Raw genomic sequence first — 19,582 nt, forward strand, 5'->3', positions numbered from 1 at the left:
CCTGTTCAGCGGATGAGTGCGATTATCCGCAGGCTTTGCCAGGCAGTGAAATCAACTCTGACTATGCTGGTGATAGGCAATGCCTGCGTCTCTTTGAGGCTTGTGTGCCGAGGCAGGGGCGTTTGCTGCACCAGGACGGTGCGATTCGGCCTTTTACTATATCTAACTGGTTGATACTTAAGTGTTTATGCCGCTGGCACGGGCCTTGCGACTGTCCGTTGCGTCCGGGTGACAAGGAGTTCGGCATGATCCGCACTTATTACGATGAAATGTACGATGAGGCCGGCCAGGTCCGGCCTCACTATCGCGAGTTTGCCCGCTGGCTGGATCAAACCCCTGCCGAGCTGCTGGCTCAGCGTCGGCGTGAAGCCGATTTGCTGTTTCACCGCGCCGGTATCACCTTCACCCTGTACGGCGACGAGCAGGGCACCGAGCGCCTGATTCCCTTCGACACCATTCCGCGCAGCATTCCCGCCAGTGAATGGCGCGTTGTGGAGCGTGGCTGTATTCAGCGGGTCAAGGCGTTGAACCTGTTCCTTGCCGACCTGTATCACGACCAGCGCATTATCAAGGCCGGGATTATTCCAGCCGAGCAAGTGCTGGCCAACGAGCAATACCAGCTTGCGATGCAGGGCCTGGACCTGCACCGGGATATCTATTCCCACGTCTCGGGTGTGGACCTCGTACGCGATGGCGACGGCACGTACTACGTGCTGGAAGACAACCTGCGCACTCCCAGCGGTGTGAGCTACATGCTCGAAGACCGCAAGATGATGATGCGCCTGTTCCCCGAACTGTTCGCCGCCCAGCGCATCGCACCGATCGATCATTACCCCAACCTGTTGCTCGACACCCTGAAAAGCTCCAGCCCGCTGGACAACCCCAGCGTGGTGGTGCTGACGCCCGGGCGCTTCAACAGCGCGTTTTTCGAGCATGCGTTCCTCGCCCGGGAAATGGGCGTGGAGCTGGTGGAGGGTGCCGATCTGTTCGTGCGTGACGACCGCGTATTCATGCGCACCACCGATGGGCCGAAGGCGGTGGACGTTATCTACCGTCGCCTCGACGATGCCTACCTCGACCCGTTGGCCTTCAACCCGGAGTCGATGCTCGGCGTGCCGGGCCTGTTGGCCGCCTATCGGTCGGGCAACGTGGTGCTGGCCAATGCCATCGGCACCGGGGTGGCGGATGATAAGTCGGTGTATCCCTTCGTCACTGACATGATCCGTTTTTACCTGGATGAAGAGCCAATCCTGAAGAACGTTCCGACGTTCCAGTGCCGCAAGCCTGACGAGCTGTCCCATGTGCTGGCGAATCTGCCGGAGCTGGTGGTCAAGGAGACCCAGGGTTCCGGTGGCTACGGCATGCTGGTCGGTCCGGCAGCCACGGCCGCCGAGATCGAAGCCTTTCGTGCGCGGATCAAGGCCAAGCCCCATGCCTACATTGCCCAACCGACCTTGTGTCTGTCGACGTGCCCGACCTTTGTCGAAAACGGCATTGCGCCCCGGCATATCGACCTACGGCCGTTTGTCCTGTCCGGCAAGGAAACCCGTGTAGTGCCGGGCGGGTTGACCCGTGTGGCGTTGCGCGAAGGCTCGTTGGTGGTCAACTCATCACAGGGCGGCGGCACTAAAGACACCTGGGTGGTCGAGGAGTGAAACCATGTTGAGTAGAACTGCCTCGGATTTGTATTGGATGTCGCGCTACCTGGAGCGCGCGGAAAACCTCGCGCGCATGCTCGATGTCAGCTATTCACTGTCGCTGATGCCCCAGGATGGGCGCGGCGATGGCCTGCACGAACTGGCCATGCCGCTGCTGATCACCGGCACCCTGGATGACTACCATGAGCGCCATGGCGAGCTGCATGCCGAGCGCCTGTTGCACTTCTTCGCCCTGGACGCGGCCAACCCGGCAAGCATCTACAGCTGCCTGGGCGCCGCCCGCGCCAGTGCCCATGCCGTGCGTGGGCGAATTACTGCAGACATGTGGGAAAACATCAACGCCACTTGGCTGGATATTCGTGTCATCGCCCAGGAAGGCTTGAGCCGTTATGGCATGAGCCGCTTCTGCGAGTGGGTCAAGGAACGCTCCCACCTGTTTCGCGGTGCCACTTACGGCACCATCATGCGCAATGACGCCTTTCGTTTTATTCGCCTGGGCACCTTCATCGAAAGGGCCGACAACACCCTGCGCCTGTTGGATGCCCGCTACGAGATGGCCGGTGACCAGGCCGAAGTCGTGATTGATGGCACCGCCCACGCCTATTACCAGTGGAGTGCGCTGCTGCGGGCGCTGTCGTCTTTCGAGGCCTATACCGAGATCTATCGTGATGCGCCCGGCGCGCGCCAGGTGGCCGAACTGTTGCTGCTGCGCGCCGATGTGCCGCGCTCCTTACGGGCATGCAGCGAAGAAATCGACCAGATCCTCGCCAGCCTGCCCGGCATCAACGGCCGCCCGGCGCAGCGCCTGGCCGCCGAGATGGATGCGCGCCTGCGCTTTACCGCCATTGACGAAATCCTTGAAGAAGGCCTGCACGCCTGGCTGACCGACTTCATCCCGCTGGTCCGCCAGTTGGGTAACGCTATTCACCATTCCTACCTGGAGGCGGCATGAGACTTTCCATCAGCCACGAAACCACCTACCGCTATGAAGACCAGGTGCGCGCCAGCATCCAGTACCTGCGCCTGACTCCCCACGACAGCGAACGCCAGCATGTGCTCAGTTGGCAGCTGGATTTACCGCGTCCGGTACGGGCCCAGTTGGACCCGTTCGGCAATATCCTGCATGTGCTGACCATGGATGAACCCCATGAATCGATCATCATCGGTGCCCGTGGCCAGGTGGACATTGACGAGTGGCGGGAGGCTGAACATGACAGCCAGTCACCATTTCCCTTCCAGCGTTGCACGCGCCTGACCGAACCGGACGAGGCCCTGCGCGCCTTTGCACAGCAGCACTGCGGCAAGCGTCGGGATCGCAATGCCCTGATCGACCTGATGCACGCGCTCAACCAGCATATCGAGTACGTGCCGGGTGCCACGCAGGTGGAGACCTGTGCGGCCGAGGCGTTCGCCGGGCGTGCCGGCGTTTGCCAGGATCACGCCCACGCCTTCCTGGCCTGCGCGCGCAGCCTGGGGATCGCGACGCGGTATGTGTCGGGGTATTTGTACAGCGAGGACAGCGAACACCTGGCCAGTCACGCCTGGGCCGAAGCCTGGCTGGATGACGCCTGGTACAGCTTCGATGTGACTAACCAACTGGCCCGCCCGGAGCGGCATTTGAAACTGGCGGTGGGCCTGGATTACCTGGACGCGTGCCCGGTGCGCGGCATGCGCCGTGGCGGTGGGCATGAGCAGATGCATGCCCGGGTGTTCGTGGCGCCGACCCCGGTGATTCTGGTGCAGCAGCAATAACCCATCACACCTGCCGGCGATAAGGCCCGAAAGATCGCCATCGCCGCCAAGCTGGTTCCTACAAGGCCGCGTCGGTTTTGCGAGCGGCCATATGCTTCAAATACCCCACCAGCAGGTCCAGGTCGGCATCAGGCAGCACGCTGGTGGCAAACGCCGGCATCTTCGCCTGTGGCCAGTGCCTCAGGCTTTGGGGATCACGGATATAACGCTTGAGGAAGTCGCCGCCAAAATACTCGGTCGGGCTGTAGGGCACATTCAGGTCCGGCCCTACCTGTGCGTCACCCGCGCCGTTGAGGCGATGGCAGGCCAGGCAGTTCTTCTGGAACAGGGCGAACCCCAGGTTGACCGGATCATCCACCGCCAGCGCAGGGTCCGGCAGCAGCACCGGGAAGCGTTCGGCGACGGTTTTCAGCTGTCTGATCTTAGAGACCTGGAATGGCCACTGTTCCGGGCTGATCCCGCTTGCCTGGGGCTGGGTCCACACCAGATAGAACGGGCCGGCACTGGGTTTGCCAGCGGCCAGCGGGGGCCACGGATGAGCCGGATCCTCCACCGCCAGCCACGCCTGTGCGCCGCTTTGCGCAAGCAGCGGCGCGACGGCCAGTTCGGCGGCGAAACCATCGAGTGCCACCGCCTGCACATGGTTCTGCGCTACCAGGCCCGGTAGGAGTGCGGCCATTGGGACTGCGCGATACGTCATATTGCGCTTGTAGGAAACATCATCGACGATCTGTACTACCTGCGCCGCCGGATGCTGGAGCAGGTCGGCGGTTTGCCAGGTCGTGCGGTTGTGATCCAGCTCGATGGTCAACTGGGCCGCGCTGACGGGGTAGGCCAGGATCAGCATCAGCAGGACGATAATCTGTTTCAAGGAGAAGCCCATTTCGCAGTGACGATGCGGGCCCACGATACCGGAAAACGGCCACTAGACTGTAGGCAAAAAGACAGCCCCGGCCACGGGGACGCGGTACGCGGTTTCCCGGGCGGAGCTGTCAAAGACTGCAATGTTTCGCTGTGATCGGCCCGTTCAACCAATGATCTTGGTCAGGTTGGGCAGAATCAGAATCAGTGTGGTGGCGAAGAGAATAAGCCCCGCCTGGCGAACTTTCGATTGTTTGAACATGGCTGACTGCCTTTTGTTGTTATTCCTGAGCGTCAAATGCGCCGATACCAGCACCATCATTTCCTACGTTAAGCCGGCTAGATGGCATTTTTCTTACAGCTGCTCCAGCAAGACCCGGCAGCAGCTTCATACACTTCTTACTGATTCAACCTTAGAGCCCCTGTCGGGCGTGGCTTAGATCGCTTTCATATCAAGTTAGATTGAAATCTGTTTAAAAAGGTATGAGGCATGTGGCCATCTCCGCGCCAGCCCCTTGGCTAGACAGCTAAAACGATTAATCAGGGGTTTCCGGTAGCCTCTTACCGTTCGTCTGAGCGTGGTCGTCAAGGCCAATGAGCGTATCGGTCATTGAATCTGCCCTCGTGGCGCTTAAGGTAAGGGCACGGTCGGCTCTCCCCTTGAGAGCTCCATTGCACAGTGGTTCGAGGACGTCATGACCCAAGCTTTGATCTTTGATGCGATACGTACGCCCCGGGGCAAAGGCAAGGCTGATGGCGCGTTGCACAGCGTCAAGCCGGTGGACCTGTTGGCCGGCTTGCTCACCGCCCTGCAGCAGCGCAGCGACCTGGATACGCGCCTGGTCGATGACATCGTGCTCGGCTGCGTCACCCCGGTCGGGGACCAGGGCGCGGATATCGCCAAGACCGCCGCGCTGGTGGCCGACTGGGACGTCAGCGTCGCCGGCGTGCAGGTCAATCGCTTCTGTGCGTCGGGCCTGGAAGCGGTCAATCTCGGTGCGATGAAAGTGCGCTCCGGCTTCGAGGATCTGGTGGTGGTCGGCGGTGTCGAGTCCATGTCCCGCGTGCCCATGGGCAGCGACGGCGGGGCCTGGGTGCTGGACCCGCAAACCAATATGCATAGCCACTTCACGCCCCAGGGGATTGGCGCCGACCTGATCGCCACCCTGGAAGGTTTCAGTCGCGACGATGTCGATGCTTTTGCCTTGCACTCCCAGCAGAAAGCGGCACGGGCCAGATCAGATGGTTCCTTCAAGAAATCGCTGATCCCGGTGCAGGACCAGAACGGTATCGTGCTGCTCGATCACGACGAATTCATCCGTGGCGACTCGACGCTTGAAGGCCTGGGCAAACTCAAACCCAGCTTCGAAATGATGGGCCAGATGGGCTTCGATGCCACGGCCTTGCGGGTCTATAGCCATGTCGAGCGCATTCACCATGTCCATACACCGGGTAACAGCTCCGGGATCGTCGATGGCGCGGCCTTGATGTTGATCGGCTCCGAAGCTCGGGGTCGTGAACTGGGCCTGCAACCGCGCGCGCGCATTGTCGCCACGGCTGTGACCAGCACCGACCCGACGATCATGCTCACCGGCCCCGCGCCTGCTACCCGCAAGGCCCTGGCCAAGGCCGGCCTGCGGGTCGAGGACATCGACCTGTTCGAGGTCAACGAAGCCTTTGCCTCGGTGGTACTCAAGTTCATCAAGGACATGGGCATCGATGCCGACCGGGTCAACGTCAATGGTGGTTCGATTGCCATGGGCCACCCGCTGGGGGCCACGGGGTGCGCGATCCTCGGCACCTTGCTCGACGAACTGGAAGTGCGCCAGCAGCGCTACGGCCTGGCCACGCTCTGTGTGGGCGGCGGCATGGGTATCGCCACCATTATCGAACGCCTCTGAGCCTAAGGAATTTGTCATGACCGACGCCATTCGTTACGAAAAAGGCCAGGACCAGATCGTGGTGCTGACCCTCGACATGCCCGGCCAGAGTGCCAACACCATGAACGCGGCCTACCGCGAGGCCATGGCCACCACTGTCGCGCGCCTGGACGCGGAAAAGGATGAGATTGCCGGGGTCATTATCACTTCGGCGAAAAAAACTTTCTTTGCCGGCGGCGACCTCAATGAACTGATCAAAGTCGACAAGCCCCACGCCAAGGCGTTCTACGACATGGTCCTGGGCCTGAAGGCGCAACTGCGCAGCCTGGAAACCCTCGGCAAGCCGGTGGTGGCGGCGATCAACGGCGCGGCGCTCGGCGGTGGCTGGGAGCTGTGCCTGGCGTGCCAGCATCGTGTGGCGCTGGATCATCCCTCGGTGCAGATCGGCTTGCCGGAAGTCACCCTCGGCCTCTTGCCGGGCGGCGGCGGGGTGGTGCGGATGGTGCGCATGCTGGGCCTGGAGAAGGCCTTGCCGTACCTGCTGGAAGGCAAGAAGGTCAGCGCGCAAAAGGCCCTACAGGCCGGTCTGATCGACGAGTTGGCGGCGGATCGCGATGAGTTGCTGGCCAAGTCCCGGGCCTGGATCCTGGCCAATCCTGCGGCTAAACAGCCTTGGGATATCAAGGGCCACCAGATCCCGGGTGGCACACCGTCCAACCCGAAAGTCGCGCAAATGCTCGCCATTGCGCCATCGATCCTGCGCAGCAAAACCAATGGTTGCTTCCCCGCGCCGGAGAAAATCCTCTGTGCTGCCGTGGAAGGCGCCCAGGTGGACTTCGACACCGCACACCTGATCGAGACTCGCTACTTCACCGAGCTCACCACCGGCCAGGTGGCGAAGAACATGATCGGCACCTTCTGGTTCCAGCTCAACGAAATCAACGCCGGTGGCTCACGCCCTACAGGGTTTGCGCCGTATGTCACGCGCAAGGTCGGCATCCTTGGGGCTGGCATGATGGGGGCGGGGATTGCCTACGCCAGCGCATCGGCGGGAGTGGACGTAGTGCTCAAGGACGTCACGCTGGCGGCGGCAGAGAAGGGCAAGGCCCACTCGGCAGCGCTGCTGGACAAGAAGGTCAGCCGTGGGCAGCTGACGGTCGAGCAGCGCGACAGTACCCTGGCGCGGATCCGTCCTACAGACAGCGACGCCGACCTGGCCGGTTGCGACCTGATCATCGAAGCCGTCTTCGAAGACCGCGACCTCAAGGCCAAGGTCTCGGCTGCGGCCCAGCGTGTAGTAGGGGCTGACGCGGTGATTGCTTCCAATACGTCCACCTTGCCTATCAGCGGCCTGGCGAGCGCGGTGCCCGATCAAGGTAAATTCATCGGCTTGCACTTCTTTAGCCCGGTGGAAAAAATGCCCCTGGTGGAAATCATCAAGGGCGCCAACACCAGCGACGAAACCCTGGCTCGCGGTTTTGATTTCGTACTGCAAATCAAGAAAACCCCGATTGTGGTGAATGACAGTCGCGGCTTCTTCACCTCACGGGTGTTCGGCACCTTCACCAACGAAGGCATTACCCTGCTCGGCGAAGGTGTGGCCGCGCCGATGATCGAAACCGAGGCGCGCAAGGCCGGGATGCCGATTGGCCCGCTGGCGATCTCGGACGAAGTTTCCCTCAGCCTGATGAGCCATATCCGTCAGCAGACCGCCAAGGACCTACAAGCCGAAGGTAAAACACTGCCGGAACACCCGGCGTTTGCGGTGATCGACCTGCTGCTCAATGAATACAAGCGTCCCGGCAAGGCGGCGGGCGGTGGTTTCTACGAGTACCCCAGCGGTGGGCAGAAGCATTTGTGGCCTGAGCTCAAGGCGCGCTTTGAAAGGCCCGGGCAGCGGATCTCGGCGCAGGATGTGCGCGACCGCCTGCTGTTTATCCAGGCCATCGAGACTGTGCGCTGTGTGGAGGAGGGCGTATTGATGTCCACCGCCGATGCCAACGTGGGTTCGATCTTCGGTATCGGTTTTGCGGCCTGGACCGGCGGGGCGCTGCAATTTATCAACCAGTACGGGCTCAACGACTTCGTGGCGCGGGCGCGTTACCTGGCCGAGCAGTACGGCGAGCGGTTCAACCCGCCAGCCTTGCTGCTGGAAAAGGCCGCCCAGGGCGCTACGTTCTAGCCACCCGACCGGACACGGCTGGGGCTTGCCTTGAAAGGGTATTTCAGGGCAGGCTGGTGGGTGTGCGTTATTCCCATCACCGTGTCAGGTATTTTTTATGTCGCTACGCGTCTGCATTCTGGAAACCGATATCCTGCGTCCGGAACTGGTCGATCAATATCAAGGTTACGGGCAGATGTTCCAGCGCCTGTTTTCACAGCAGCCGATTGCCGCCGAGTTCATCGTCTACAACGTGATGCAAGGTGACTACCCGGCTGACAGCGAAGTCTTCGATGCCTACCTGGTAACGGGCAGCAAAGCGGACTCCTTTGCCACCGACCCGTGGATCGAAACCCTCAGGGCCTATCTGCTGAACCGCTACGAGCGGGGCGACAAGTTGCTCGGTATCTGTTTCGGCCATCAACTGCTGGCGCTGCTGCTGGGCGGCAAGAGCGAGCGGGCGAGCCAGGGCTGGGGCGTGGGCATCCACAACTACCAACTGGCCGCCAAAGCGCCGTGGATGAGCCCGGTGGTGGAAGAACTGACCCTGTTGATCAGCCATCAGGATCAGGTCACGGCCTTGCCGCAAAACGCCACGGTGATTGCCTCCAGCGACTTCTGCCCGTTTGCCGCTTATCACATCAATGACCAGGTGCTGTGCTTCCAGGGGCATCCCGAGTTTATCCACGATTACTCGCGGGCACTGTTGGACATTCGCCAGCAGAACCTGGGCGAGCAGATCTACCAAAGTGGCGTCGCCAGCCTGGCGCACGACCACCACGGCGTGACTGTGGCGGAATGGATGATGCGGTTCGTGGCGCACAAGCCGCAGGTGGCCTGATCAGTTGGGCCGGCTATAGCCACCCCGAGCGCTTGAAGCTGGCCCACAACCCCGTGCACCCCACCGCGATAAACCCCAACACCGCAAAATAGCCGTAGTGCCACTGCAGCTCCGGCATGTTCTGGAAGTTCATCCCGTAGATCCCGGCCACCGCCGTGGGGAACGCGAGGATCGCCGCCCAGGCGGCAAACTTGCGTTGCACCACGCTCTGGCGCGAGGCCTCCAGCAGCACACCGATCTCGATGGTCTGGCTGGCGATGTCGCGCAGGGTGGAAAGGTCTTCCATCTGCCGCGTGACATGGATCTGCACATCGCGAAAATACGGGCGCATGTTCTTGTCGATGAACGGGAAGCTCAGCTTCTGCAATTCCTCGCTGATCTCCACCATCGGCGCCACATGCCGGCGCAGCCTCAGCACATCGCGGCGCAGGCCATGCAGGTTCTGGATATCCCGCTCATTGAGGGCGTCGCACAGCACGCTGCGCTCCAGCGCATCGATCTCGGCATGAATCGCCTCGCTCACCGGCTGGTAGTTTTCGGTGACAAAATCCAGCAGCGCATAGAGTACGAAATCTTCCCCGTGTTCCAGCAGCAGTGGCCGCGCCTCACAACGTTGGCGCACATACCCGTAGGACGCCGAGTGGCCATTGCGGGCGGTGATGATATAGCCGTTACCGGCGAAGATATGGGTCTCGATAAACTCCAGCTTGCCCTCATGGCGCACCGGCGAATAGGTCACGATAAACAGCGCGTCGCCAAAGGTTTCCAGCTTGGGCCGGCTGTGTTTTTCCAGGGCGTCTTCGATGGCCAGTTCATGCAGGTTGAACTGGCGTTGCAGGTTGGCCAACTCCTGGGCGTCGGGCTCTTCCAGGCCGATCCACACAAAGTGACCGGGCTTGGCCGCCCAGGCGGCGCCTTCATCGAGGGTGATATCCCTGACTTTTTTCCCGGCGCTGTAGACGGCTGCTGCAACAACTCTACCCATAATGCTGATCGCTTCTTCACAAGTGGCAGTAACCGGCCAGCTTAGCCTGAAACGCTACATTGTAGGAGCTGGCTTGCCGGCGATGGCGTCCTCAAGATCGCCATCGCCTGTCATTCAGGTTTTTTGCAGTTCTTGATCCATCGCTTCAATACATTCGATCATCTGCCCGCGGCATTTCTCGATCAGCCCGGGCATGTCATCCATCGTCAAACCAGCCGTCGGAATCGGCGCCAAGGATCGGATCAAAATATCACCACTGTCCCAGCGATTGAGCTTCATCTGCTTCACATAAGTACTGACGCACACCGGCACAATCGGCACCCCGGCGGCAATCGCCATCTGGAACGCGCCCTTCTTGAACGGCAGCAAGGCTTCACCCAGGTTGCGGGTGCCTTCCACAAACACCCAGATCGAGGTGTCTTCGTGTTGCAGGGTATGGGTGGTGGTCAGCATCGACCGCCGTGCCTTCTGTGCATTGCCCCGATCAATCAGCACATTGCCCGCCAGCCAGAACAGTTGCCCGAACAGCGGCACCCACTTCAGGCTCTTCTTGCCGATACATACGGTGCGATAGGGCACCACGTTGCCGAACACGAACAAATCATAGTTGGACTGGTGGTTGGCAATGATCACGCAACTGCTCGACTTGTTGCGCAGCGAGTCCACTTGCGCCTTGACCCGCAGCCGTAGGATCCACATGGCCGGCAGTGCATACAGGCGTGCGCACAGGCGGCTGTTGTCCGGGTTGAAGGGCCGGCACACGCCCAGTAACACCCCGAGCACACCGGCGATCAGAAAATGCAGGCCCATCAATAACATGCGTAATAAATAAAGCATCGACACGGACCATCGGGACAAAAGGTGGCGCAGTGTACGGACGTGCACTGTATTCGGCAATTACCCCAGTAGAGGTAGGAGATGGCCGATGTTTAAGTGCATGTTTCAACAGATGGCGACAGATGCTATCTAGAGCGGCTGCAAGGCCATTCAAAATGCCGTGTAAGAAAAAGCCCGACGCGAGGTCGGGCTTTTTTATTGAGCGGGGCGTGGGTGGTTAACCCAAGTGCTCCTGATCCTGGATGATCGCGTTATCCAGCAGCTCCAGCAGTGCTTTGCGCACCTTCAGCTTGGTGTGCTTATGGGCGTTCATATTGATCTTCTTCAACTGCCGCGCCGCTTCCAGGGCCGCCGCCTGCAACGCTTCAGGTGCCACCACCTTGTCGAGGAAACCGGCACTCAAGGCATCTTGTGGGGTGAACATCTCGGCGTTGATCACCGAACGATGAAACGCCGACTTGCGCAGGCGATCACGCGCCAACTCGATCCCGGCATGGTGCATGGTCATGCCGATCATCACTTCATTCAGGCCAATACTGAACGGCCCCTCGACACCAATCCGGTAATCGGCCGACAACAGCAGGAACGCCCCCTTGGCCACCGCATGCCCAGGGCACGCCACAATCACCGGGAACGGGTGCGACAACAGACGGCGCGCCAGGGTCGAGCCCGACGTCACCAGGCTGACCGCCTCTTTAGGGCCGGCTGTCATCACTTTCAAATCATAACCACCGGACAGAATCCCCGGCGTACCGGTGATAATCACCACCGCCCGATCCTTCTCGGCCTGGTCCAGCGCTTCATTAAACGCACTGACCACGGCAGGGGAAATGGCATTGACCTTACCGTTGCTCAAGGTCAGGGTCGCGATACCGTCTTCGAGGTGGTAGGCAATCAACTCACTCATGACGCGATTCCTTGTAATACGTTTAATAGAAGGGCAGGCCGCAGACGTTACCCAGCATGGCCGCCCCGGTAAAGCGCCGTGACTGACTGGGCGGTCAGACTTTTCCCCTACACCCGGCCTGAAGCAGGCTACAGCAGGGCATGGCGGCTGCCATCGACCTGTGCCATCGCGCCTTGAGAATGGCAGAATCGCCGCCCTCCACGCCGTGCCAGAGCGACGCACGTCGAGATAATTGGCTAAGCGCATGAAAATTCTGAAAAAAACCTTTGCCATCAGAAAAGCTTTCGACTACATTAGCGCGCCTCGACAGACTGAATCAGTTTGACGAGATACGGTGAAGTGTCCGAGTGGCTTAAGGAGCACGCCTGGAAAGTGTGTATACAGGAAACTGTATCGAGAGTTCGAATCTCTCCTTCACCGCCACATTCTACAAACACAAACCCCCGGTTTTCCTAGAGAAATCCGGGGGTTTGTGGTTTTTGGTGTCTGCGAAAATACCTCCGCCGCGCCAGCCGGTGTGTCTACGCTCGATCAATGGCGGGCGTTTAGAGTACAGAACATAAATCTGCCCTCTTTTCAGAGCAATGTTGATCGCCGCTTATATAAACCTTGAATCCCGGTACGCAGCCTTTTAGAGGCTGCTCTTTTCTAAACCTCATCAGCTTTTTGAAATCACACGGCTCATGTATTGATTCAAATCGCGTAGATCCTGAATGCTCCAAGAATGTGGCGACAACTTCACACCATTCTCTCGTAGGGTTCTTGGAATCAAGTCTCCATTTGGACGAAGTATTATCGATGAGACAATAACGCCCGGATAATCACCCAGCCGTTTCTTGAAGGCGGTTGTTGTAAGGTTTGGCGTAGGGGGATTGCTTTTATTCGCCAATGGCCCGGTTCCTTTGATATCTGTTCCGTGGCACATGGCGCATCTTTGCAAATAGAGGTTTTTTCCATTGGCATTATCCGCAACGGACAGTGAAGGTTGAATGAGCGATAGCAATCCCAGCGAAGCGATGAGCAGTATTTTCATTTTTATAGGGTCTTGTTGTTTGAATCGGGTCTGAGTCGAGGATTTTTTACAACACAACCCCATGATTCGGCTAGATAAAATCGGTGGTTTTTGATTTTTCGGCGCCTGCAAGCACGTGATATGGGAATACGCAGTGAATCTGTTCCGTTATATTCCAACGCTCACTCAGTTGGTCCAATCAAGGAAGATCCATTGAAAGCATCCCTCGGCGCTCTGCTTCTGATCTGTGTAACCACCCCCGCACTTGCCAGTAATAACGCCATTGGCTTCCAGACTTCCACCCTGGCAGACCCAAGCAACGAGCGCCCATTGGAGATGGTCGTCTGGTACCCCAGCGCCACCACCGCCACGCCCGAATTGATCGCCGATAACGCCGTATTCATCGGCGCGCCAGCCGTGCGCAATGCGCCGCCGTCTATCGGCAAGCATCCATTGGTGGTGCTTTCCCATGGCTTCGGCGGTAATTGGGGCAACCAGGTGTGGCTGGCCAGTGCCCTGGCGCATCAGGGTTTTATCGTGGCGGCGGTCAATCATCCTGGTACGACCAGCAAGGACCGTCGGCCGGAGGCGGCCGCGCAGTTGTGGCAGCGGCCGGTCGATATCCGTCGGGCGATTGATGGGGTGATCGCGCAGCCCAAACAGTTTGGGGCAGTCGCTGATCATCGAATTGCGGTGGTAGGTCATTCACTCGGCGGTTGGACGGCGCTGGAAGTCGCCGGCGCACGTTTCGACCCAGAGCGTTACGCCCAGGACTGCAAGGTTCACTCGCAGTTGGCCCCTTGCGCGGTCTACCAGCAGATGAACCCCGCCAGTACTGCGGCTGCGCAGGCGCAGTTGGCGGCGGATTTGCGTGATCAGCGCGTCAGCGTCATTGTGTCACTGGACCTGGGCCTGTCCCGTGGGTTTACCGATGCCAGCCTCGCGGCGTTGCCGGTGCCGACGCTGGTGATTGCTGCGGGCGTGCCCTCAACGGAGCTTCCCGCCGAGTTGGAATCGGCTGATTTGGCCAAGCGCCTGCCCTCGGCATCGACGCGTTATGTCGAGATCAGCGACGCGACTCACTTCAGCTTCATGGCGATCTGCAAGTCAGGCGGCGAGGCGCTGATCGAAGAGAGCTCGCCAGGCGACGGCATGATCTGCCGGGATGGCGACGGCGCGCGACCGCGTGAGGTGATCCAGCAGCAGACGGCCTCCCTGATCGTCGAGTTTCTGGGGCAAGTCAATCCGTCTCCTGAACCTGTTGCTCATACACAGTCCTCACCGACCCCATAAATGCCTGCATGGCTGACGACTTGATCCGATGCCGCCGGGTAATCAAGCCATACGGCGGCAGGCGCGGTTCAAACTCGATCGGCAGTACGGCCAGCAGGTGTTTGCCGGGGTATTCATTGACCACCGACAACGGTGTGACGCCCAACATGTCGGTCTGCTGGATCAGTGACAGCAGGGTCATGATCGAGGTGGTTTCGACGATGCTGCTCGGGATGTCGAGTTGAGCGTTGTAGAACGCCTGGTTGATGATCGAGCGCATCGGGCTGGGGTGTTGCTGCAAGACCCAGGTCATGCCTTGCAGTTGGCCCCAGCTCAGGTCCTGGGCCGTGGCGCTGGCCAACGGGTGTTGGGCGCCGACGATCACGCACAGGGCTTCCTCGCCGAGGCTGTCGAAGAGCAATTCATCGGCGCGGGCGCCAGGCGGGATACGCCCTAAAACCACGTCCAACTGGTCCTGCAACAGGGCCTGGACCAGCACGTCGCTGGTGTCTACCTGGATGCTCATCGAGAGGCGAGGATGACTCTGTTTGAGGGTGGCAATAGTGCGGGTCAGCAACCCGGACGCCAGTGCCGGAATCGCGCCGATGGTCACCCGGCCCAGGTTGCCGGATTCCAGCGCGGCCAGTTCTTCACGCATGCCTGACAGCTCGGCGAACACCATCCTGGCGTAGTAAATCACCGTTTCGCCAAACGGCGTGGCCCGCATCCCACGGGACATGCGCTCGAACAACTCGACCCCCAGCAGGTTTTCGGCCTCGTGCAGCATCTTGGTGGCGGCGGGTTGGGTCATGCCGATTTCATCGGCGGCCCTGCGCAATGAGCCCAATTCATCCAGAGCCAGCATCAAGCGCAATTGCCTCAGGCGCAGGCGGCTGTGGATCAGGTGCGCTTCGGGAATTCGGCTCATGGACAAGACTCGGGTCAGGAGGAGAGCACCCAGAGTTACAAGAATTGTGCAGGCTTGCCAAGGGGGAAGTGGGGGCGTCTGGCGATAACCTCAGTGTATCGCCCTATCATCACCTTTGATTGGACGGTTATCACTCGTAGCGTTGATAGTTCATGCCATCCAACGGGCGATATCTTTTGTAACTGCGCCCCTATACAAGAACAACAATGCACGCCGTTTTAAGAGGAATCCCGCATGACCGCACCCCGCATTGCCATGGTCCTGGGCGACCCCGCCGGTATCGGCCCCGAGCTGGTGGCCCGGTTGCTGGCTGACCCTGTTGTCCGCGCCCAGGCCAATGTGCTGTTGATTGCCGATGAAGCGCAAATGCTGCGTGGTATGGCGATCGCCGGCCTGTCGTTTCCCTACCGCACCATCGACTCTCTGGATGACCTGGTGTTCAGCGACGATACGCCGCTGTTCTACCCCTTCCGAGGCGATGCCAGTCGTGACTTTGTCTATGCCCAGGCCAGCGCCAACGGTGGCCGCTACAGCCTCGACACCCTGCAAACAGGCCTGCGCCTGACCCAGCAAGGCACCACCGATGCCCTGCTGTTTGGTCCGCTGAACAAAACCTCCCTGCACATGGCCGGGATGGAGCATAGCGACGAGTTGCACTGGTTTGCCGAGCTGTTGGATTTTGACGGGCCGTTCTGCGAATTCAACGTACTCGACAACCTCTGGACTTCCCGGGTGACATCCCACGTGGCGCTGGCCCAGGTGCCAGGCTTGCTGAGCCAGGAACGGGTGGTGCAGGCCATCCAGTTGATCGACACGGCACTCAAGCGCAGCGGTTTGCCGCAGCCGCGCATCGGCGTCTGCGGGCTCAACCCGCACAACGGTGACAACGGCAGTTTTGGTCGTGAGGAGTTGGACATCATCGGCCCGGCAGTCAAGTCCGCCCAGGTCCTGGGGATCGATGCCGATGGCCCGTACCCGGCCGACACGATCTTCCTCAAGGTCCAGGGTGATGCCAATGCCTTCGATGCGGTGGTCACCATGTACCACGACCAGGGCCAGATCGCGATCAAGTTGATGGGCTTTTCCCGTGGCGTCACGGTGCAGGGCGGCCTGCCGATCCCGATCACCACGCCGGCCCACGGTACCGCGTTTGATATCGCTGGGCAGGGCAAGGCCAACGTCGGCGCGATGCGCCAGGCTTTCGAAATCGCTTGCCGCATGGGCCTCAACCGGCGCTAGCAACCCAAGTACTCAAGCGCTTCCACAAAAAAAATAATAAGTGGGAATCAAGATATGCAAACCAGCTCCCCGGCGACTACCCAGAGTCCGCCCGTTGTCGATCTTCGTTGGCTACGGGTGATTCCACCGATTGTCATCACCTGCATCATGTCTTACATGGACCGCATCAATATCGCCTTCGCCATGCCCGGTGGCATGGCTGACGAACTGGGTGTTTCTGCCAGTATGGTGGGCCTGGCGGGCGGTATCTTTTTTGTCGGCTACCTGTTCCTGCAAGTGCCCGGCGGCAAGTTGGCGGTACATGGCAGTGGCAAACGCTTCATCGGCTGGTCGCTGCTGGCCTGGGCGGTGATTTCGATCCTCACGGGCTTTGTCACCAACCACTATCAATTGCTGTTCCTGCGTTTTGCCCTGGGGGTGGCCGAGGGCGGTATGTTGCCGGTGGTGTTGACCATGATCAGCAACTGGTTCCCCGACAAGGAGCGCGGGCGGGCCAACGCGATTGTGATCATGTTCGTGCCATTGGCCGGCATCATCACCGCGCCGTTATCCGGCTGGATTATTGCGGCCCTGGACTGGCGGATGCTGTTCATCATCGAAGGCCTGTTGTCGGCGGTGGTGATGGTGTTGTGGATGCTGACCATCAGCGACCGACCGCAAGAGGCCAAGTGGATCAGTGAGCGTGAGCGCGATTACTTGATCACCACCCTGGCCGAAGAACAGAAAGCCATTGCCGCCAAGGCCGTGAAAAACGCCTCGTTGTCCGAGGTCATGGCTGACAAGACCCTATGGCATCTGATCGCCCTCAACTTCTTCTACCAGGCCGGTATCTATGGCTACACCCTGTGGCTGCCGAGCATCGTCAAGGAACTGACCCAGAGCGGCATGGGCAAGGTGGGCATGCTGGCGACCCTGCCTTATATCGCTGCGATGTTCGGCATGCTGATGTTCTCCAACCTGTCGGATCGCAGCGGCAAGCGCCGGGCATTTATTGCCGTGCCCCTGACTGGCCTGGCGCTGTGCCTGACGTTGTCGGTGATCCTGCGTGAGCAGATCTGGCTGTCTTTTGCCGCGCTGGTGGGCTGCGGGTTCTTCCTGCAAGCGGCAGCGGGGATTTTCTGGACCATCCCGGCGAAAATTTTCAGCGCTGAAGCGGCTGGCGGTGCTCGTGGCCTGATCAATGCCCTGGGCAACCTCGGCGGGTTTTGCGGGCCGTACATCGTCGGCGTACTGATCAGCCAATACTCCCAAAGCATCGGCGTCTACAGCCTGGCCCTATCGGTGGTGCTGGCGGCGGTGCTCGCCATGACCTTGCCACGCAAGTGCGAACAGGCCTAAGACTTACCTTGAAGAGGAATCGAACCATGAATCAGGAAGTGCTCTTGCTGGTGCAAAAATGCGCCCATACCTTCAGTTTCTATGACGTGCAGACGGGGGCGGTGCTCAAGCACATCCGGTTGCCGGAGTTCCCGCACGAGTTTGTGGTGGACTCGAAAAACCGCTTTGCCTACGTCGGCCATTACGGCATCGAAACTTCCAGCCACGAAGGCGAGGGCGGTTGCTCGGTGTTCGTCATCGACCTTGAGCGCGCCGAGCATGTACGCACTCTGAGCATCTGGCCGTTCCGCCGCCCCCATGGCCTGGCGATGGATGATCAGGACCGCCTCTACGTGCTCAGCGAAGGCAACTCGACCTTGCTGATCTTCGATCAGCCCCACTTGCGTGATGTACCGGACCGGGCGATTCCTTCCGGCGGCTACAAGAGCCACCTGGTGGCTATGACTCGCAATGGAGAGACCGCGTTTGCCCTCAACCTGTTGAGCAACACCATCACCCGGCTCAAGCCCCAGGATCCGACGATTGCGCCGCTGCCCATGCAGCCGGGCAGCCAGCCGGAAGGCAATTGCTTCAGCCGTGACGAGCGCACGTTGTACGTGACCACGCGTGGCGATAACAGCATCGTCGCGGTCGACGTCGAGACCCTGAAAGTGACCCATCGTGGGCGTACCGGTGCGGACCCGACTCGGATCTACCGCGACCGCCAGGACCGGCTTTATGTGACCAATTACGGCGAACAATCGCTCTCGGTATTCAGCCCGCAGTTGGAGCAAATCCGCCGTGTCGAGTTGGACAGCACTGCCATTGCCATGAGCCTGCACCCCACGCGAGACCTGGCGTTTGTCACCCTCAAGGACCAGCGCGTGGGCATGCTCGACCTTAATACCTGGACCTTCGAGCGTTACTTCGAAACCCTGCTGGAGCCGGATGTCTCCCAGGTCATCGTGCGGTGAGCAGCCTCTGCCTGCACGAACGCCTGGGCCTTGAGATGAACGGGGCTGCACCGATCACCCTGATCGACGCACACCATCACCTCTGGGACCTGGATTGCGGTCGTTACCCGTGGCTGCAAGGGGCGCCGGACCCGGGGTTTTTCCTCGGTGACTATCAGCCTTTGCGCCGGCATTACCGGGCGCCGGATTACCTGGCCGACAGCGCTGCGCACCGGGTGTTGGCCACTGTGCATTGCGAGGCCGAGCACGAGCGCAGCGATCAAGTGGGGGAGACCCGTTGGGTGCATGAGCAATATGCCCGCTACGGGTTCCCGAATGCGGTGGTGGCCCATGCCTGGCTGCATGCTGATAACTGCGCCGACATTCTGGGACAGCATCTGGAGTTTCCACTGGTGCGAGGTATCCGCAGCAAGCCGCTCACCGCTGCCACGCCACACCAGTCGGACACTGTGCGCGGCTTGTCGGGCAGCCTGCAGGACGAGCAGTGGCTCAGAGGCCTGGCGCTGCTGGAGCGGCATGGGCTGTCCTGGGATTTACGTGTGCCTTACTGGCATTTGGAAGAGGCGGCACAGGTGGCCGCGATGTTTCCGGGATTGACCATCGTGCTCAACCACATGGGCTTCCCGTGGGACCGCAGTGAGAGCGGCCTGGCCGGTTGGCGGCGAGGGATGCAGGCATTGGCGGCCCAACCCAACGTCTGGGTAAAGGTTTCCGAACTGGGGTTGCGCGACCAACCCTGGACGATGGAAGGCAACCGCGCAGTGGTTCGCGAAACCCTGGCCCTGTTTGGTATTGAGCGCTGCCTGTTCGCCAGTAATTTCCCGGTGGCTGGTTTGCGCATTGGTTATGACGCTTTGGTGCAGGCCATGGATGCCCTGTTGGATGGCTACGACGCAGTGCAGCGCGAAGGGTTTTTCTGGCGCAACGCGCAGCAGGTCTACCGCATCACGCTGTAGTC

At 60.2% G+C, this 19,582-nt stretch carries 17 protein-coding genes and 1 tRNA gene; 12 read left to right on the forward strand and 6 right to left on the reverse strand.

Annotated elements, in window-relative coordinates:
* Window positions 1-245 precede the first annotated feature (245 nt).
* From FJD34_RS07210 to FJD34_RS07220, 3 genes are read left to right on the forward strand one after another with little or no spacing between them, the layout of a single operon-like run.
* Window positions 246-1,655, forward strand: coding sequence for a circularly permuted type 2 ATP-grasp protein (locus FJD34_RS07210; protein WP_032863609.1), 1,410 nt, complete (start codon window positions 246-248; stop codon window positions 1,653-1,655).
* A gap of 4 nt (window positions 1,656-1,659) precedes the next feature.
* Window positions 1,660-2,610, forward strand: a complete 951-nt coding sequence (locus FJD34_RS07215) for an alpha-E domain-containing protein (protein WP_032863611.1) — start codon at window positions 1,660-1,662, stop codon at window positions 2,608-2,610.
* Complete coding sequence (locus FJD34_RS07220) at window positions 2,607-3,410, forward strand: transglutaminase family protein (RefSeq protein WP_032863613.1); 804 nt, start codon at window positions 2,607-2,609, stop codon at window positions 3,408-3,410. Before FJD34_RS07215 ends, FJD34_RS07220 begins: the two co-directional genes overlap by 4 nt.
* Window positions 3,411-3,468: 58 nt before the next feature.
* Here the strand turns inward: FJD34_RS07220 and FJD34_RS07225 are convergent, their stop codons facing one another.
* Window positions 3,469-4,281 (reverse strand): cytochrome c, encoded by an 813-nt coding sequence (locus FJD34_RS07225; protein WP_174553289.1) that lies wholly within the window; start codon window positions 4,279-4,281, stop codon window positions 3,469-3,471.
* A 685-nt stretch (window positions 4,282-4,966) separates the two neighbouring features.
* Here FJD34_RS07225 and FJD34_RS07230 point away from each other — a divergent pair.
* The 3 genes from FJD34_RS07230 (at window position 4,967) to FJD34_RS07240 (ending at window position 9,153) form a co-directional block, all read left to right on the forward strand.
* Window positions 4,967-6,172, forward strand: coding sequence for an acetyl-CoA C-acetyltransferase (locus FJD34_RS07230; protein WP_090291733.1), 1,206 nt, complete (start codon window positions 4,967-4,969; stop codon window positions 6,170-6,172).
* Between the two features lie 16 nt (window positions 6,173-6,188).
* Complete coding sequence (locus tag FJD34_RS07235; RefSeq protein ID WP_090291731.1) at window positions 6,189-8,333, forward strand: 3-hydroxyacyl-CoA dehydrogenase NAD-binding domain-containing protein; 2,145 nt, start codon at window positions 6,189-6,191, stop codon at window positions 8,331-8,333.
* 97 nt (window positions 8,334-8,430) lie between these two features.
* Window positions 8,431-9,153 (forward strand): amidotransferase, encoded by a 723-nt coding sequence (locus tag FJD34_RS07240; RefSeq protein ID WP_032863618.1) that lies wholly within the window; start codon window positions 8,431-8,433, stop codon window positions 9,151-9,153.
* A 13-nt stretch (window positions 9,154-9,166) separates the two neighbouring features.
* Here the strand turns inward: FJD34_RS07240 and FJD34_RS07245 are convergent, their stop codons facing one another.
* The 3 genes from FJD34_RS07245 to FJD34_RS07255 all read right to left on the reverse strand — a co-directional run bounded on the left by FJD34_RS07245 (window position 9,167) and on the right by FJD34_RS07255 (window position 11,882).
* Entirely contained in the window at window positions 9,167-10,138 is a 972-nt protein-coding gene (locus FJD34_RS07245) for a magnesium and cobalt transport protein CorA (RefSeq protein WP_032863620.1), read from the reverse strand.
* A gap of 114 nt (window positions 10,139-10,252) precedes the next feature.
* Window positions 10,253-10,975, reverse strand: coding sequence for a lysophospholipid acyltransferase family protein (locus FJD34_RS07250; protein WP_032863622.1), 723 nt, complete (start codon window positions 10,973-10,975; stop codon window positions 10,253-10,255).
* A gap of 217 nt (window positions 10,976-11,192) precedes the next feature.
* Window positions 11,193-11,882, reverse strand: coding sequence for a crotonase/enoyl-CoA hydratase family protein (locus FJD34_RS07255; protein WP_032863624.1), 690 nt, complete (start codon window positions 11,880-11,882; stop codon window positions 11,193-11,195).
* Between the two features lie 333 nt (window positions 11,883-12,215).
* Between FJD34_RS07255 and FJD34_RS07260 the strand changes: the two genes are divergently transcribed.
* Window positions 12,216-12,305: transfer RNA gene (locus tag FJD34_RS07260), tRNA-Ser, on the forward strand.
* A gap of 235 nt (window positions 12,306-12,540) precedes the next feature.
* On the opposite strand, the gene FJD34_RS07265 is transcribed toward FJD34_RS07260, so the two are convergent.
* A complete protein-coding gene (locus tag FJD34_RS07265; protein ID WP_090291729.1) occupies window positions 12,541-12,915 on the reverse strand; it encodes a c-type cytochrome in 375 nt (124 codons plus the stop codon).
* Between the two features lie 192 nt (window positions 12,916-13,107).
* Between FJD34_RS07265 and FJD34_RS07270 the strand changes: the two genes are divergently transcribed.
* Complete coding sequence (locus tag FJD34_RS07270; protein ID WP_090291727.1) at window positions 13,108-14,187, forward strand: alpha/beta hydrolase family protein; 1,080 nt, start codon at window positions 13,108-13,110, stop codon at window positions 14,185-14,187.
* Here the strand turns inward: FJD34_RS07270 and FJD34_RS07275 are convergent.
* Window positions 14,135-15,094 (reverse strand): LysR family transcriptional regulator, encoded by a 960-nt coding sequence (locus tag FJD34_RS07275; protein WP_032863425.1) that lies wholly within the window; start codon window positions 15,092-15,094, stop codon window positions 14,135-14,137. The two genes, FJD34_RS07270 and FJD34_RS07275, sit on opposite strands and share 53 nt — an antisense overlap.
* A gap of 234 nt (window positions 15,095-15,328) precedes the next feature.
* Here FJD34_RS07275 and FJD34_RS07280 point away from each other — a divergent pair, with 234 nt between their 5' ends.
* Genes FJD34_RS07280 through FJD34_RS07295 form a run of 4 tightly spaced genes read left to right on the forward strand, consistent with a single transcriptional unit; the run spans window position 15,329 to window position 19,580 of the window.
* Window positions 15,329-16,333, forward strand: a complete 1,005-nt coding sequence (locus FJD34_RS07280; RefSeq protein WP_065943590.1) for a 4-hydroxythreonine-4-phosphate dehydrogenase PdxA — start codon at window positions 15,329-15,331, stop codon at window positions 16,331-16,333.
* 54 nt (window positions 16,334-16,387) lie between these two features.
* Window positions 16,388-17,671 (forward strand): MFS transporter, encoded by a 1,284-nt coding sequence (locus tag FJD34_RS07285; RefSeq protein WP_090291725.1) that lies wholly within the window; start codon window positions 16,388-16,390, stop codon window positions 17,669-17,671.
* A gap of 26 nt (window positions 17,672-17,697) precedes the next feature.
* Complete coding sequence (locus tag FJD34_RS07290; protein ID WP_032863422.1) at window positions 17,698-18,624, forward strand: YncE family protein; 927 nt, start codon at window positions 17,698-17,700, stop codon at window positions 18,622-18,624.
* Window positions 18,621-19,580: an amidohydrolase family protein gene (locus FJD34_RS07295; protein WP_223232743.1), complete on the forward strand. Its 960-nt coding sequence runs from the start codon at window positions 18,621-18,623 to the stop codon at window positions 19,578-19,580. The genes FJD34_RS07290 and FJD34_RS07295 overlap by 4 nt, the downstream gene beginning before the upstream one ends.
* The last annotated feature ends 2 nt before the right edge of the window (window positions 19,581-19,582 follow it).

Source organism: Pseudomonas brenneri, assembly GCF_007858285.1.
GTDB classification, from domain to species: Bacteria; Pseudomonadota; Gammaproteobacteria; order Pseudomonadales; family Pseudomonadaceae; genus Aquipseudomonas; species Aquipseudomonas brenneri.